Origin of the sequence: Mariprofundus aestuarium (genome assembly GCF_002795805.1) — a bacterium.
Lineage (GTDB): Bacteria > Pseudomonadota > Zetaproteobacteria > Mariprofundales > Mariprofundaceae > Mariprofundus > Mariprofundus aestuarium.
This window is the reverse complement of sequence record NZ_CP018799.1, coordinates 83138-97883: the sequence shown is the minus strand read 5'-3', so window position 1 is coordinate 97883 and position 14746 is coordinate 83138. Positions and strand designations below refer to the sequence as shown.

Below are 14746 nucleotides of genomic sequence, written 5' to 3'. Positions count from 1 at the left end.
ACTTTTGCTGTAAGCGGGAATTCACTCCGGCTTAAAGCATCACTCATGCCAACCTGAACTTGGCCACATGCTGTTGCAGCTCAGCTGCCATGCGGGAGAGCTCGGCAGATGCCTGCAGGGTGTCATTGGCACCTGTTGAGGTGCTCTGCGCAGCCTCTGCCACACCGGCAATATTATGGGTGATCTCGCCACTTCCCTGGGCCACATCGGCCACATTTCTGGAGATCTCCCCAGCTGTCGCACTCTGCTCTTCCACCGCACTGGCAATAGTACTCTGGTACTCATTGACCTGCGCAATTACCTCATTGATCTTGTTGATCGCCTCCACAGCCTCTGTGGTATCAGACTGGATCACCTCGATCTTCTTGGCGATATCATCAGAGGCTTTACCCGTCTCCATCGCCAGATCCTTCACCTCGTTGGCCACCACGGCGAAGCCTTTGCCTGCCTCTCCGGCGCGCGCTGCCTCAATGGTAGCATTGAGTGCCAGCAGTTTCGTCTGCTGCGCAATAGAGTTGATTGCATTGATGATTTCACCAATCTCGGTGCTGCTCACATTGAGTTTGCTCACGGTTGCATTGGCTGAATCAGCTGTCTCTACGGCAGAGAGCGCAACCTTGGCCGCCTCTGCTGCATTGCCGGCAATTTCACGGGTTGTCGCACTTAACTCCTCGATTCCGCTGGCCACAGTCTGAACATTGCTGCTGATGGTCTCGGAAGCCCCGGCAACCACACCGGCCTGAGCCGATGTCTCCTCTGCATTGGCTCCCATCTGCTGGCTCACCGATGTCAGCTCTTCAGCTGCACCACTCAAGGTCTGGGAGTTAGCGGATATCGCAGCGATGGTTGCCTGCAAGCCGTCAAGTGCATTGGAGAGGTATCCGTTCATCTGGCCTACTTCATCTTTTGACTGCTCTTTGACACGCTGCGTCAAATCACCCTCGGCCATGGCCTGCAGCACATTCATTGTCTCTCTGAGCGAGTGGATAATGCCTCGGGCGGTGGTCACTCCCTGCAGAAGGTTGAACACCATCAGGAGGGCAACGATGAAAACAATTTTCCATAACTGGTTTAAAGATTCTGACGCCATTGCCTCGGCTTCTTCTACAAGGTCATCACCAATATAGGACTCAGTCTTATGCAGGCCGGCAATCTTTTGGGTCATAACCTTGAACCACTGTTCCGGGTCCACGCCAAAGTCACCGTGCTTTCTGCGCGCCAACTCCTGCAGCCTCTCCACCTCAGCGAGCGCAGAAGTGACCGCTGGCTCCCTCATGCTGTTGTGGAAAACCTCAGCGAATGCATCTTCGCCAATCTCCGTAAATAACCTCTCATAAACATGCTGTTCACCGATTAAGGTCACCAGTTCGTCATGCTCTTTCTGCTCTATCACATCGGCAGAAAAAACTGAGGTTAAGGTATCCCTCTCGGTTGCCGCGAGCTCTTTCATTGACAGGAAGGTGAGGTAGCCTGCACTCATCAAGGAGAGGTCGGCGCTGACCGTCAGTTCCGGGTCATAAGCGGACTGTACGCCCATGGCAACGACATGTAGCCCATCGCCGTTGATCTTTTTATACCACGCTCTCTGCTCCTCTGCAGTAACATTTAAAGCATCCACCTGAGAACGTTTGCTGCTCAGGTTGCCTAGATTACTCTTATAGGCCTTGAGTGCTGCAACCCCCTCATCAGTCAGGGCAGCATAATCAAGGTTGTCTGCATACTCATTGAGCTCCTCAAGGGCTCGATCGGTCTCTGTACGCTGACTGCGTAAAATGCTACTGAACTTAGCACCTTTGGAAGCGAGGAAGCCTGCGCTGGCACTGCGTTCTTTCTGCATCTCGTGCATCAGGTTGCCAACTTTCACATTCAGAACAGACGAAGCTTCGAGAAGGTGCAGGCGATCTACCTCATCCCATTTCGAACTGGCCATCATGATTGCCAGTATCAGTATGCCTAGCATCGGTAGCCCCAGAAGCATGCTAAGCTTCGTATTAATACCCAGGTTGCCGATAAAAGTTGTGATGAATTTCATTTGCCTCTTTTCTCCTGCTAAGACTTGATTTCAATTTAATGTTTTCTTGTTCATTTCCCCAGAAGGCATATGGAGTACGCCAATGCCATCCGCATCCAATCAAGAAGCCGGAATAAATCCCGGCTTCTGAATCACTCACTTACTCAAACTTGAACTTGGCCACATGCTGCTGCAGTTCCGCGGCCATGCGGGAGAGTTCCGCTGAGGCCTGCAATGTGTCATTGGCACCTGTAGATGTACTCTGTGCGGCCTCTGCCACGCCGGCGATATTCTGGGTAATCTCGCCACTTCCTTGAGCCACATCGGCCACATTCCTGGAAATCTCCCCGGCTGTCGCACTCTGCTCTTCCACTGCGCTGGCAATGGTGCTCTGGAATTCGTTGATCTGTGCAATGACCTCATTGATCTTGCTGATTGCCGCCACAGCCTCTGTGGTATCAGACTGGATCACCTCGATCTTCTTGGCGATGTCATCGGAGGCCTTGCCTGTCTCCATGGCTAAGTCCTTCACCTCGTTGGCTACCACGGCGAAGCCTTTGCCTGCCTCTCCGGCGCGCGCTGCCTCAATGGTGGCATTGAGTGCCAGCAGCTTCGTCTGTTGTGCAATAGAGTTGATTGCATTGATGATTTCACCAATTTCACTGCTGCTTACATTGAGTTTGCTCACGGTCGCATTGGCTGAATCGGCTGTCTCCACAGCAGAGAGTGCAATCTTGGCTGCTTCTGCAGCATTACCGGCAATCTCTCGCGTTGTCGCACTCAACTCCTCAATGCCACTGGCCACAGTCTGAACATTGCTGCTGATGGTCTCAGAAGCTCCGGCAACCACGCCCGCCTGAGCGGATGTCTCCTCTGCATTGGCTCCCATCTGCTGGCTCACCGATGTCAGCTCTTCAGCTGCACCACTTAATGTCTGTGAATTGGCAGATATGGCCTTAATGGTCTCCTGAATCTTTGCAGTGAATGTGTTGAATGATATAGCAAGCTGGCCGATCTCGTCGCGGCCTGTGACCTCGACACGCTGTGTCAGATCCCCCTCGCCTTCAGAGATGTCCTTCAGGCGGTTGCTAAGATTAACGACTGGTTTGACCACGATATAGTTCAATATCACGTTTAAGCCGGTAAGCCCCAGCAGCAGAAGCCCAAGACTGATGGCAATACCCGTCCACATTGCCTGGTTCAATTCACTGTCTATCTCCTTCAGTGAATAGGAGATGCGAACTGCGCCGTTAATACTGCCGGAAGGTACGTTATGGCAGCTCAGGCAATCCACGCCCCGCGTATTTTCGCTAGCCGCAAACGGGGTGATGACCGTCAGGACACGCCCATCCTTACCCTCCTCAATGACCGAGATTTTTTCACCCTGCAGGGCGTCACGGTCCAGATCATCGTGTGCCTGCTCGTCAGCACCTCCCTGCCCATATTGCTGCTTCACCGGCTCGCCTCGCAATACCCGCGCTTCAATAATGCTTTCACTGCTATCAAGCACCTTTTTGCGCAACACTTCACGCTCTTCCATATCCCCGGCCAGCATCAACATGTTAAGGCTGTCAAAATAGTTATTGGATGTGCTCACAACGCCTTCTTCAGTCATGGCAATGACGCGCTGATCTTCCTCTATAAGCGAATAGGTTCTATCCACCCCCATAACCACCATAAAGATAACGGAAACCGCCACATTGAGCTTGATCTTCAAGGAAAGGTTTTCGCTTCCCATAAGTAATTTTTCTTTCATTTCACTCTCCCCATTGTTAATCAAGCTCCCCAGTTGTTAACCTAAAACAGCGGCATGAACACCTGACATCAGGCGGTCATCGCCACGGCCTTCTCGGCATCTAAAACAAGTAAAAGTCGGTCTGTGAGCTTGTAGGCTCCCTGAATCAACTCCCGGGCTATACCCTTGAGTGTTTCCGGGGGGTACTCAAAGCTGGACTCCTCCACCTCAAGAACATCTCCGATCTCATCCACCTGAAAGCTGACCGCGCCATCTTCATCCTGGATGATGATATTCATCGGCTCATCTGAAGATGAGAATCCGGTCAACCCAAGTAACAGGCGCAGGTCTACTGCCGTCACTATTTGGCCGCGCAGATTGATAAGGCCACGAACTTCCTTATTGGCCAGAGGGATTCTGGTCATCTCCTGATGGCGGATGACCTCCTGAACCTTTTCCACATTCACACCAAAGAAGTAATCCCCGAGCTTAAATGTACATAGTTGCATTGTTATCACCCCTCCGAGCCTGACCGTCTGGTTTTACCTTGCTCATGGCAATCACCTCATCAACGTCCAGGAACTCGGTCACTCGATCCTGAATCACGGCTGTGGCGGAAACCCCTTTGCGGCTGGACTCTCCCGAGATCTCAACAGCCTCCTCTGCAACATCAAGCACCTGATCCACTACAAGACCAATGGCTTTACCATCTTTTGTACATACAACAACCTGAACTACGCTGCTGCTTTCAGCGGGCTGGTATGCAACTACACTTTCCGCGTCTTTTTGTGCATCAGCTGTGATGCGCTCCGGGCTGCGCCGCTCAGGCAACAGGGAAAAGACATCTATAAGGGTCATAATCTGCCCTCGGTAACGAACAACCTGCTCGTTACCGACACGTTCAATAGATGTTCTCTGGATCTCCTCAAGGCGCGTCACTTCTGAAAGAGGCACTGTCATGCGACCACCATCAGGGTTGCGCAGCAGAACCAGAGAGACCTTCTCTGACTCTTCCGCGACTTCTTGTTCACCATGAACACCCTCACCCTGATGAGTAGCCTCAGAAAGCAGCTTGGCATTATCAGCCAGCCCGAACACATCCAAAATGATGGCCACGTGGCCATCACCCATAATAGTTGCACCTGCCAGACTGCTGATTCCCTTCAGCTGCTTGCCAAGCGGCTTAACAACAACCTCCTGCGTGTCATTGACCTCATCCACAACCAGTCCGAACTGCAGCTCTCCTGCTTTCAAAACAACAATATTGATATTGTTGTTAGCCTCCTCATCCTCTGCAGGCTCTTCATTCCACAATTCCTTGTTTAGATAGAGCAGCGGCAGGAGTTTGCCGCGCAGTCTGTAGACAGGTACGCCATGAAGATTCTCGATGCCGGATTTGGCGTCTTCACCTTCAAGCAGCAACAGCTCCATCAGATTGATCTGGGGGATGGCATAACGATCACCGGCACAGGAGATAGTAAGCGCCGGAATAATCGCCAGCGTCAGAGGAATCTTAATCCGCATGGTGGTGCCTTCGCCCAACCGGCTGGAGATATCAACAACACCACCGAGGTTTTCGATGTTGGTTTTGACCACATCCATGCCGACCCCGCGACCAGAGATGTTGGTGACTGCGGCTGCCGTTGAAAAACCGGCCTTGAAAATCAGATTCAGCGCCTCTTTTTCACCCATTCTCTCAGCCTGATCCTCGCTGATCAGACCCTTCTCCAGTGCTTTGTTTTTCAGTTTCTCAGGATCTATACCGGCACCATCGTCACAAATTTCAATATTGACCTGTCCACCTTCGTGATATGCACGCAGTGTTATCACACCTTCAGCCGGTTTACCGTTGGCACTGCGGACCTCCGGCATTTCAATGCCATGATCCACAGAGTTGCGCACAAGATGCGTTAGCGGATCCTTGATCGCTTCAATCAATGACTTATCGAGATCGGTCTCCTTACCTTCCATTTCAAGGCGAACCTGTTTTCCACATCCCTGCGACAGATCCCGGACCACGCGCGGGAATTTGCTCCAGACGCCACCAATAGGCTGCATCCGGGTCTGCATCACCTGCTCCTGCAGCTCCGAGGTCACCTGGCTCAAGTGCTGAGATGTTGTGGAAAATACCGGACTGTCGAATGTTTCGCCAAACTGCAGCACCTGATTGCGTATCAACACCAGTTCGCCGACCAGATTCATTAACTGATCCAGCAGGTTGACATCAACCCGAATGGAACCAGCGGAGGCAGCAGGCGCCCGAGACTTAGCCTCGCTCTGTTTATCTACCGCTTTGGCGACTGAGCCTTTATCAACCACACCCTGATTAACAAGAATTTCACCCACAGGGGCCTTATTTCCATCCAGCTGCTGCTTAATGGCATCTGCCACTTGAGCGGAGGTCGCAACGCCTGAGCTAACAAGCATCTCCCCAATTGGTTTGACCTTAACTTCCTCTTCAGGAAACTCGGCTTCTACGCTCGGGGCTGCGTCAGGGGGAGTATCGCCCTGCTCTGCTTCTGCATCATCGATCTGCAGTGCCGCCAGAATTTCTATCAACTCCAAGTACTCTTTCTCGCCGTCGCTTTTGGTCTCCTCAACGCAGACAAGCATCTGGCGAATTGCATCAACCATTTGTAGCAGTGCAGTCGTCCGTTTCTTGGTCAGTTGAAGCTCGCCCTCGCGCAACTTGCTCAGCAGGTTTTCCCCAACATGCGAAACCTTCTCCAGCTTTCCGAAACCCAGGAAACCGCAAGTTCCTTTGATTGTATGAATGGTGCGGAAGATACTACCCATGATTTCCGCATTTGATGGGTCCTCTTCGAGCGCCAGAAGATCATTATCCAAGTTATCCAGGTTCTCATTGCTCTCAACGATAAATTCCTGGATTACTTCATCCATTTCGTCCATTTCGTCCATTTCATTCACAATCAAGCTACCTCTCTGATCATTGGCTTACCTGGCTTCAGCTGCCTCAACAGCACTGAGTAGAGCAATTTTCATTCCAATCTTGAAAAGGGCAGGGCACCCACCTTCCGAAAAACCGTCACTTCTTTGGCGACAATATTATGGCGACACAGCCAATATTTTGATGCATCTCCCCCCGCAGGCTGCTAAACACATTTAAACCTATATCGGCGCAATGTTTTAATACTTTAATGCGGAATACGACATGGAGTGCAGGCTTGTTATACGATTGCAATGGACATCAGGCCCAAAGCAAGCAATGAAAACATTTGTTTTGTTATAATGTTTTTGAACTGAATATCTATATTGGGCATAGAAGCATTCTCCTATAATTGGTTCGAACCACCTTCTATCGGCAAGGGCCCTCTATAATTAACCCTAGATAAGATGCTGTTAATCCCCCTTGGATCTCTCCACTGGTGCCTTGTTCAAGCTCAGTGTCTCACTGGCAGTATCCATGACGTGACGGAGTCTGAAGCAGCCCTGCTTCACCACCTGCGACTGAATAACCCTAATTTGTACCATATTGATCCGGTTTATAAACCGGACTAGAATGGTCGCCTTTAAATTGGAGTGACCTGTTTACAGGTCCCCCTCAGAGGTGGCCATGCTCAGACTGACCAAATTGACGGACTACGGCATCCTGCTGATGACGCGCATGGTGTCGTCTGAGCAGGAGCGGTTTACCGCTGCCGAACTTGCGGAGATTACCCGCATTCCGTCACCAACCGTCAGTAAGATTCTGCAGATGTTGCTCCATGAAGGACTGCTGGACTCTACCCGTGGCGCCAAAGGCGGTTATCGCCTGACACGCCCATCTACCGAAATCAATGTGCGTGATATCATCAATGTATTCGAGGGTTCCATTGCCCTGACCGAGTGCAATCTCGATGACAGCTCCTGTGACCAGCACGATGTCTGCTCCACCAGCAACAACTGGAAGCGGATCAATGATGCTGTGCGTCAGGCACTGCAGGATATCTCGCTGGCCGACATGACCGAACAGAACTTTGTACCGATCTTCCGCCTGCAGCGCGGCATCGCTATCTCGAAGGTGCACTAATGAGTGACATAAAAAAACAATCTAAATCCGAATCCACGCCGGAAGAGATGGCATCCCGCGAATACGAGGCGGGTTTTGTTTCTGATATCGAAGCAGACACCCTGCCACCGGGGCTGAACGAGGATGTGGTTCGCCATATTTCAGCGATGAAGCAGGAGCCTGAGTGGCTGCTGAACTGGAGGCTGGAGGCATTCCGCCACTGGCAGACAATGACCGAACCGCATTGGGCGCATGTAAGTTATCCGCCGATTGATTATCAGGCGGTCTCCTACTACTCCGCACCGAAATCGATGAAAGACGGGCCTAAAAGCCTTGATGAGGTTGATCCGAAGCTGCTGGAAACCTATGCAAAACTGGGCATTCCACTGCGTGAGCAGGAGTTTCTGGCCGGTGTTGCCGTAGATGCGGTGTTTGATTCGGTCTCCGTGGCCACCACATTTAAAGGCAAGCTGAAGGATGCAGGTGTGATCTTCTGCCCGATCTCGGAGGCTGTGCGCGATTATCCTGAGCTTGTGCAGAAATATCTCGGCACCGTCGTGCCTGCTGGCGACAACTTCTATGCGGCGCTTAATTCAGCGGTCTTTACTGATGGCTCCTTTGTTTACATCCCCAAGGGCGTGCGCTGCCCGATGGAGCTATCCACCTATTTCCGCATCAATGCGATGAATACAGGTCAGTTCGAACGCACACTGATCATTGCCGAGGAGAGGGCCTACGTCTCTTACCTCGAGGGGTGCACGGCCCCGCAGCGCGATGAGAACCAGCTGCATGCAGCTGTCGTTGAGCTGGTGGCGATGGATGATGCGCAGATTAAGTATTCAACCGTTCAGAACTGGTACCCGGGTGATGAGAACGGGCTTGGTGGCATCTATAACTTCGTAACCAAGCGCGCTGAGTGCCGTGGTCATCGTGCCAAGGTCTCCTGGACTCAGGTAGAAACAGGCAGTGCGATTACATGGAAGTATCCGAGCTGCGTACTGCGTGGCGACCATTCAGTGGGCGAGTTCTACTCGGTGGCACTGACCAAGATGTGTCAGCAGGCTGATACCGGCACCAAGATGATTCATATTGGCAAGAACACGCGCAGTACGATTGTCTCCAAGGGCATCTCTGCAGGGCGCGGCAACCAGTCCTATCGTGGGCTGGTACGTATCGGAAAGGATGCCGAGAACGCGCGCAACTACACCCAGTGTGATTCATTGCTGATCGGTGATAAGTCCGGTGCACACACCTTCCCTTATGTGGAGGTGAAGAATGCGACGGCAACAATGGAGCACGAGGCAACCACCTCGAAGATTGGAGAAGACCAGCTCTTCTACTGTCAGAGCCGTGGCATCTCGGAAGAGGATGCAGTGAATATGATCGTTAACGGCTTCTGCAAAGATGTATTTAACGAACTGCCGATGGAATTTGCAGTTGAAGCGAACCGATTGATGGAAGTTAGCCTTGAAGGCGCAGTGGGATAATAAGGAATGACAATGATTAAGATAGAGAACTTACACGTCTCAGTAGGCGGCAAAGAGATCCTGAAGGGGATCAATCTGGAGATTGGTGCTGGTGAAGTGCACGCCATCATGGGGCCGAATGGTTCCGGCAAGTCTACACTCTCCAATGTGATTGCCGGCCGCGACGGCTATGAAGTCACCAAGGGAACGATTATCTATAAGGGTAAGGATCTGCTGGAGATGCGCCCGGAAGAGCGCGCCTGGGAAGGTGTATTTCTCGCATTCCAGTATCCGGTTGAGATTCCTGGTGTAAATAACACCTACCTGCTTAAAGCGGGTGTGAATGCCCGTCGTAAACATCAGGGCGAGCAGGAGCTTGATGCAATGGAGTTCATGCAGCTGGTGAAAGAGAAGGCAAAACTGGTGGAACTTGATCAGTCCTTTCTGTCACGCGGTGTGAATGAAGGCTTCTCCGGTGGTGAGAAAAAGCGTAACGAGATTTTTCAGATGGCAGTACTTGAGCCGTCACTGGCACTGCTTGATGAGACCGATTCAGGCTTGGATATCGATGCCCTGCGCATTGTCGCCAAAGGTGTGAATACCCTGCGAGCGCCTGACCGTTCGGTGGTCATGGTAACCCACTACCAGCGCCTGCTTGATTATATTAAACCCGATGTGGTGCATGTGCTGGTCAACGGACAGATCCTGAAAACTGGCGATGCATCCCTTGCCCTCGAGCTCGAAGAGCGTGGTTATGACTGGGTCAGAGAAGAGGCCGCTGCATGAGTACCACACTGCAAGCCGCTCGCGAAACGGCATGGCAGGCCTTCGAGGCGGCCGGACTGCCAAGTGCGCGTGATGAAGACTGGAAATACAGTGACCTGACCCGCATTACCGCTCTGCTCGGTGAGCAGTGGTGGGATGTTGTGGCTAAAGGCGAGGTCGATCGTGATACTTTTGCCATTGCCGGTCTCGATGCCTATACGGTTTTATTCGTGAATGGTCGTTTTGACGCTGAGGCTTCAGAGCTGCCGAAAACTGTCAACGTAACTTCACTGGCGTCCCTGATTCAGGATGAGCCTGAGAAGATGATTGAGTTAATGGAATATAAGGCCGATGCGCCGTTTGCCAGTGGTATGACGGCTGTGAATGCGGCGAAGGCAGTAGATGGCTGCTGCATCTGTGTGCCTGCAAATCTGAAACTGGATCGGCCTCTGCATATTTTGCATATCAACAGTGGTGGTGCTGTGCATCTGCGTACCGGCATTACAATCGGTGAGCACGCAGAGCTCGAAGTTATCGAACACTTTGCAGGTAATGCAGACGTGGCAGGAGTCACCAACAGCCTGACTGCTATTCGTTTAGAGGCCGGCGGTCGCTGTGAGCATTACCGCCTGCAGCTGGAGAGTGGAAAGCAGTGGCACCTTGGTCGTGTTGAGGTGAACCAGAAGGCGGACTCCTCCTATACCATGCATGCGGTGGAGCTGGGTTCTGCGCTCTCACGCGTTGATGTGGTGGATGACCTGAATGAATGCGGCGCTGAATCCGAGCTTAATGGACTTTTTGTTCTCTCAGGCCGCCAGCATGTTGATCATCATACCCGCGTAGCCCACGAGGCTCCGCATTGCAGAAGCCGTGAAAGCTACCGCACTGTACTCGATGGTCGTTCACATGCTGTTTTCAACGGTAAAGTGGTTGTGGCCAAGGGTGCGGTCAAAACTGATTCGGCGCAGTCCAATGCCAATCTTCTGCTCTCTGACCGCGCCGAGATTGATACCAAACCCGAGCTTGAGATCTATAACGATGATGTGAAGTGTGCGCACGGCGCAACCGTGGGTCAGCTGGATAAAAACCAGCTGTTCTACCTTAAGTCGCGCGGGCTTTCCGAAGAGGAAGCGAAACAGCTGCTTACCTTCGCCTTTGCCGATGAGCTGCTGGCCAAAATGAAGATCAAGCCGATACGCCGTTATATTGAGCGCGCCGCCTTTGCCAAGCTGCCCAACCTCTCCGGCCTTGAGGATATGCTGACATGAGTATGGACCTGAACGCTGTGCGCGCCGATTTTCCGATATTAAGCCAGCAGGTTTACGGTAAACCGCTGGTTTATCTCGATAATGCGGCAACCACACAGAAACCTCAGTCTGTTATTGATGCGATCACCCATTACTACGAACGCGACAACGCCAATGTTCATCGTGGTGTACATGCACTCTCTGAGCGCGCCACAGCAGCCTATGAAGGTGCACGCAAGACTATTGCCGAGTTCTTTAATACCCGCTCCGTACGCGAAGTGATCTTCACCCGAGGCACTACCGAAGCGATCAATCTGGTGGCCCACAGCTGGGGCGGTTACAACGTACGCGCTGGTGATGAGGTACTGATCACGCATATGGAGCATCACTCCAACATCGTGCCGTGGCAGATGCTCTGCGAGCATGTTGGCGCAACACTCAAGGTCATTCCGATCAACGAGAAGGGCGAGCTGATTATGGAATCGCTCGACGAGCTTTTGAGTGAGCGCACCAAGCTGGTTGGCGTGGTTCATATGTCCAATGCACTGGGCACCATTAACCCGGTTGCCGAAATCATTGAGCGAGCCCATGCCGTGGGTGCGAAAGTTCTGGTGGATGGCGCACAGGCGGCTGCACATCTGCCGGTTGATGTTCAGGCGCTTGATGCAGATTTCTACGTCACCAGTGCGCATAAGATGTACGGCCCGACCGGTATCGGTGTGCTGGTTGCCAAAGAGTCATTGCTGCAGGCCATGCCCCCTTATCAGAGCGGTGGTGACATGATCCGCATGGTGACATTCGAGAAGACCGAATATAACGACCTGCCCTACAAGTTCGAAGCGGGAACTCCGAACATCTCCGGCGCCATCGGTTTCGGCAGGGCGATCGAATACATTCAGGAAATTGGCTTTGATGCCATTCAGAAGCGTGAAAAGGAGCTGCTTGCCTACTCCACGGCAAAGGCGGAGGCCTTTGAGGGCTTACGCCAGATTGGTACAGCGAAAGAGAAGGCCTGTGTACTCTCATTTGTGCTCAACGGGGTGCATCCGCATGACCTTGGCACTATCCTTGATCGTGAAGGCGTGGCGATCCGTGCTGGCCACCACTGCGCGATGCCGGTGATGGACTTCTTCAAGGTGCCGGCTACCGCACGCGCTTCGTTCTCGATCTATAACACAGAGGCCGAAGTCGATGCGCTCTTCGCCGCGTTGAAAAAAGCACAGGAGATTTTCGGCTGATGTTCGATTTAAGAGATCTATACCAGCAGGTGATCGTTGATCACAACAAGAGTCCACGCAACTTCGGCAAGCTGGAGAAATTCAACCATGAAGCGGACGGTTATAACCCGCTATGTGGAGACCGGCTCCACGTTTACCTGAATGTAAACGATGCAGGCTTGATCGAGGAAGTCTCCTTTGAAGGTGAAGGGTGCGCCATTTCTGTTGCCTCAGCATCATTGATGACTGAAGCGGTGAAAGGTACGCCGCTCTCCGAATTCAGTGCGAAGTTCGATATGTTCCAGCATATGGTTACAGCCGATCTAAGTGAGGTTCCCGACGAAGAGGTGCTGGGCAAGCTGGCTGTACTCTCCGGTGTGCGCGAGTTTCCCAGTCGCATTAAATGCGCCGTACTCTGCTGGCATACTCTGAAGTCGGCCGTTACAGATTCCGACGAGGTGGCAAAGACAGAATGAATAGCGCTGGCGATACACTTACTACAACCCGCGATGTCGATGCGATTCTGATTCCGCTCGGCACACCGGTCACCATTCCTGCAGGTGCGATGGTGCTGATTACTCAGGAGCTTGGTGGCACCTACACCGTCAGTGTGGGAGGCAACCTGGCCCGTATTGAAGGCAAGGATGCCGATGCACTTGGCCTGGGTGAAAGCGACGAACAAGTCGCGGCTTCCAAAGCAAGCGAGGAAGAGAAGAAACCGGTGGATGGGCCGGTGGATGAACAGGATGTTTGGAATGCCCTGAGAACCTGCTACGACCCCGAAATTCCGGTGAATATCGTCGATCTGGGGCTGGTGTACGACGTGCATGTTGTAGAAGATGACGAGGGCGGCAACCATGTCGATATCGTCATGACGCTGACCGCGCCCGGTTGCGGTATGGGGCCATTCATTGTTGATGATGTGCGCCTCAAAACACTTTCGGTCGACAATGTCAGCGGTGTTGAGGTGGAACTGGTGTTCGACCCGGCCTGGGATCGCTCCATGATGTCCGATGAGGCACGCCTCCAGCTTGGCATGTTTTAAGGCATCAACGCGCTGTCTTTTACTCCCTGATGGCGAAGTTCAACAGGATAGAAAAACATGAAAATTGATATCCATGCAGCTCCTGAAAAACCTGCAGGCTGGGCGCCACTGGCATTGGGATTCCGCCCCTTCTTCCTGCTTGCGGCATGGTTCGCCATGCTGTTTATGGCCACCTCGCTTGGTGGTTTTGTAACCGGCATCTGGCACTACAACTATTTTGATCTCTCGCTCTGGCACGCGCATGAAATGCTCTTCGGATTCGCCGTGGCCGTGGTTGCAGGATTCCTGCTCACAGCGGTGCGCAACTGGACGGGCCTGCCAACACCGACCGGCTGGCCGCTGGCGCTGCTGGTCCTGCTCTGGTTAATCCCCCGCCTGGTCTCAGCCGTTCCGATGCCGCCGCTGCTGTTTGCCCTGTTTGATATGCTTTTTCTTCCCACGCTGGCAATCGTTCTTTTTCGCAACCTGCAAAAGGCAAAGCAGCCGCACAACTACAGCGTGCCGGCACTGCTCCTGCTGCTGGCGGCCAGCAATCTGGGCATTCACCTTGATCTTCTCGGCCAGCTTGAAGAGAGCACGGCACCTATGCTGCACCTGGGCGTGCTAACGCTGGTTGCTATCATCGTGCTGATGGCCGGGCGGGTATTGCCCTTTTTTATCGGCAAGACAACCGGCGCTCAGACAGGCTCAAGCAAGAGTATCGAAAAGCTGGCACTGCCTTCAATTTTGGCGTTTACTGCACTCAACCTGTTGTTGCCTCTGCCTGCCATCATTGCAATCGCTGCGATTACGGTTGCCCTCCTGCACGCGCTACGCATGCAGCACTGGTATACGGCTGCAATCTGGAAGGAGCCAATGTTATGGGTGCTGTATATCGGTTATGGCTGGATCATTGCCGGTTTTCTCTTTTATGCGGGCGCCTTGCTATTGGATCTTGGCGTTGTGCATGCCGTGCATGCATGGACGATCGGGGCAGTCAGCATGTTTACACTCGGCATGATGGCGCGGGTATCACTCGGCCACACTGGACGGCCCGTGCGGGCGCTTCCGTGGATGCCGGCTGCATTCGGATTGATGGTTGTAGCTGCCTGTGTACGGGTTATTGCACCACTGATGTACCCTGACTGGCTTGAGCGTGCGGTGGAGATCAGCGCAACGTGCTGGATCATCGCATTCCTGATATTTACCATCCGCTATTCGATGCTTCTGTTGCGACCGCGACTGGACGGGAAACCGGGTTAAGGAGAAAGA

General features: G+C 52.8%; 12 protein-coding genes. 8 read left to right on the top strand and 4 right to left on the bottom strand.

The features are described from left to right. Positions 1-43: 43 nt before the first annotated feature. The 4 genes from Ga0123461_RS00490 to Ga0123461_RS00475 form a co-directional block, all read right to left on the bottom strand. On the bottom strand, positions 44-2032 hold the full coding sequence (locus tag Ga0123461_RS00490) for a methyl-accepting chemotaxis protein (protein WP_100276548.1): 1989 nt from the start codon (positions 2030-2032) through the stop codon (positions 44-46). Positions 2033-2171: 139 nt separating this feature from the next. Beyond that, positions 2172-3767: a methyl-accepting chemotaxis protein gene (locus Ga0123461_RS00485; RefSeq protein ID WP_100276547.1), complete on the bottom strand. Its 1596-nt coding sequence runs from the start codon at positions 3765-3767 to the stop codon at positions 2172-2174. Positions 3768-3835: 68 nt separating this feature from the next. After that, positions 3836-4255: a chemotaxis protein CheW gene (locus Ga0123461_RS00480; RefSeq protein WP_100276546.1), complete on the bottom strand. Its 420-nt coding sequence runs from the start codon at positions 4253-4255 to the stop codon at positions 3836-3838. Next, the gene (locus Ga0123461_RS00475; RefSeq protein ID WP_232710461.1) at positions 4236-6674 is read right to left on the bottom strand and encodes a chemotaxis protein CheA; all 2439 of its coding nucleotides are present in this window, start codon (positions 6672-6674) and stop codon (positions 4236-4238) included. The genes Ga0123461_RS00480 and Ga0123461_RS00475 overlap by 20 nt, the downstream gene beginning before the upstream one ends. 646 nt (positions 6675-7320) lie before the next feature. Between Ga0123461_RS00475 and Ga0123461_RS00470 the strand changes: the two genes are divergently transcribed. From Ga0123461_RS00470 to Ga0123461_RS00435, 8 genes are read left to right on the top strand one after another with little or no spacing between them, the layout of a single operon-like run. Then, on the top strand, positions 7321-7776 hold the full coding sequence (locus tag Ga0123461_RS00470) for an SUF system Fe-S cluster assembly regulator (RefSeq protein WP_100276545.1): 456 nt from the start codon (positions 7321-7323) through the stop codon (positions 7774-7776). Then, on the top strand, positions 7776-9242 hold the full coding sequence (gene sufB / locus Ga0123461_RS00465) for a Fe-S cluster assembly protein SufB (protein ID WP_100276544.1): 1467 nt from the start codon (positions 7776-7778) through the stop codon (positions 9240-9242). Before Ga0123461_RS00470 ends, sufB begins: the two co-directional genes overlap by 1 nt. Before the next feature lie 12 nt (positions 9243-9254). Then, positions 9255-10007 carry a Fe-S cluster assembly ATPase SufC gene (gene sufC, locus Ga0123461_RS00460; protein WP_100278606.1) on the top strand — a complete coding sequence of 251 codons (753 nt, stop codon included), beginning with the start codon at positions 9255-9257 and terminating at the stop codon, positions 10005-10007. Next, positions 10004-11254 (top strand): Fe-S cluster assembly protein SufD, encoded by a 1251-nt coding sequence (gene sufD / locus Ga0123461_RS00455; RefSeq protein WP_100276543.1) that lies wholly within the window; start codon positions 10004-10006, stop codon positions 11252-11254. Before sufC ends, sufD begins: the two co-directional genes overlap by 4 nt. Continuing rightward, positions 11251-12471, top strand: coding sequence for an aminotransferase class V-fold PLP-dependent enzyme (locus Ga0123461_RS00450; protein ID WP_100276542.1), 1221 nt, complete (start codon positions 11251-11253; stop codon positions 12469-12471). Before sufD ends, Ga0123461_RS00450 begins: the two co-directional genes overlap by 4 nt. Next, positions 12471-12926: a Fe-S cluster assembly sulfur transfer protein SufU gene (sufU, locus tag Ga0123461_RS00445; RefSeq protein WP_100276541.1), complete on the top strand. Its 456-nt coding sequence runs from the start codon at positions 12471-12473 to the stop codon at positions 12924-12926. Before Ga0123461_RS00450 ends, sufU begins: the two co-directional genes overlap by 1 nt. Continuing rightward, positions 12923-13495, top strand: coding sequence for a putative Fe-S cluster assembly protein SufT (gene sufT, locus Ga0123461_RS00440; RefSeq protein WP_100276540.1), 573 nt, complete (start codon positions 12923-12925; stop codon positions 13493-13495). The genes sufU and sufT overlap by 4 nt, the downstream gene beginning before the upstream one ends. Before the next feature lie 57 nt (positions 13496-13552). Further along, positions 13553-14737, top strand: a complete 1185-nt coding sequence (locus Ga0123461_RS00435; protein WP_100276539.1) for an NnrS family protein — start codon at positions 13553-13555, stop codon at positions 14735-14737. Positions 14738-14746 lie beyond the last annotated feature (9 nt).

What these genes read in the sequence shown, in the direction of transcription:
- sufD (WP_100276543.1), top strand. Translation starts at nt 10,004, where the DNA reads ATGAGTACCACACTGCAAGCCGCTCGCGAAACGGCATGGCAGGCCTTC.
- Ga0123461_RS00480 (WP_100276546.1), bottom strand. Translation starts at nt 4,255, where the DNA reads ATGCAACTATGTACATTTAAGCTCGGGGATTACTTCTTTGGTGTGAAT.
- sufT (WP_100276540.1), top strand. Translation starts at nt 12,923, where the DNA reads ATGAATAGCGCTGGCGATACACTTACTACAACCCGCGATGTCGATGCG.
- Ga0123461_RS00490 (WP_100276548.1), bottom strand. Translation starts at nt 2,032, where the DNA reads ATGAAATTCATCACAACTTTTATCGGCAACCTGGGTATTAATACGAAG.
- sufC (WP_100278606.1), top strand. Translation starts at nt 9,255, where the DNA reads ATGATTAAGATAGAGAACTTACACGTCTCAGTAGGCGGCAAAGAGATC.
- Ga0123461_RS00470 (WP_100276545.1), top strand. Translation starts at nt 7,321, where the DNA reads ATGCTCAGACTGACCAAATTGACGGACTACGGCATCCTGCTGATGACG.
- Ga0123461_RS00435 (WP_100276539.1), top strand. Translation starts at nt 13,553, where the DNA reads ATGAAAATTGATATCCATGCAGCTCCTGAAAAACCTGCAGGCTGGGCG.
- sufB (WP_100276544.1), top strand. Translation starts at nt 7,776, where the DNA reads ATGAGTGACATAAAAAAACAATCTAAATCCGAATCCACGCCGGAAGAG.
- sufU (WP_100276541.1), top strand. Translation starts at nt 12,471, where the DNA reads ATGTTCGATTTAAGAGATCTATACCAGCAGGTGATCGTTGATCACAAC.
- Ga0123461_RS00485 (WP_100276547.1), bottom strand. Translation starts at nt 3,767, where the DNA reads ATGAAAGAAAAATTACTTATGGGAAGCGAAAACCTTTCCTTGAAGATC.
- Ga0123461_RS00450 (WP_100276542.1), top strand. Translation starts at nt 11,251, where the DNA reads ATGAGTATGGACCTGAACGCTGTGCGCGCCGATTTTCCGATATTAAGC.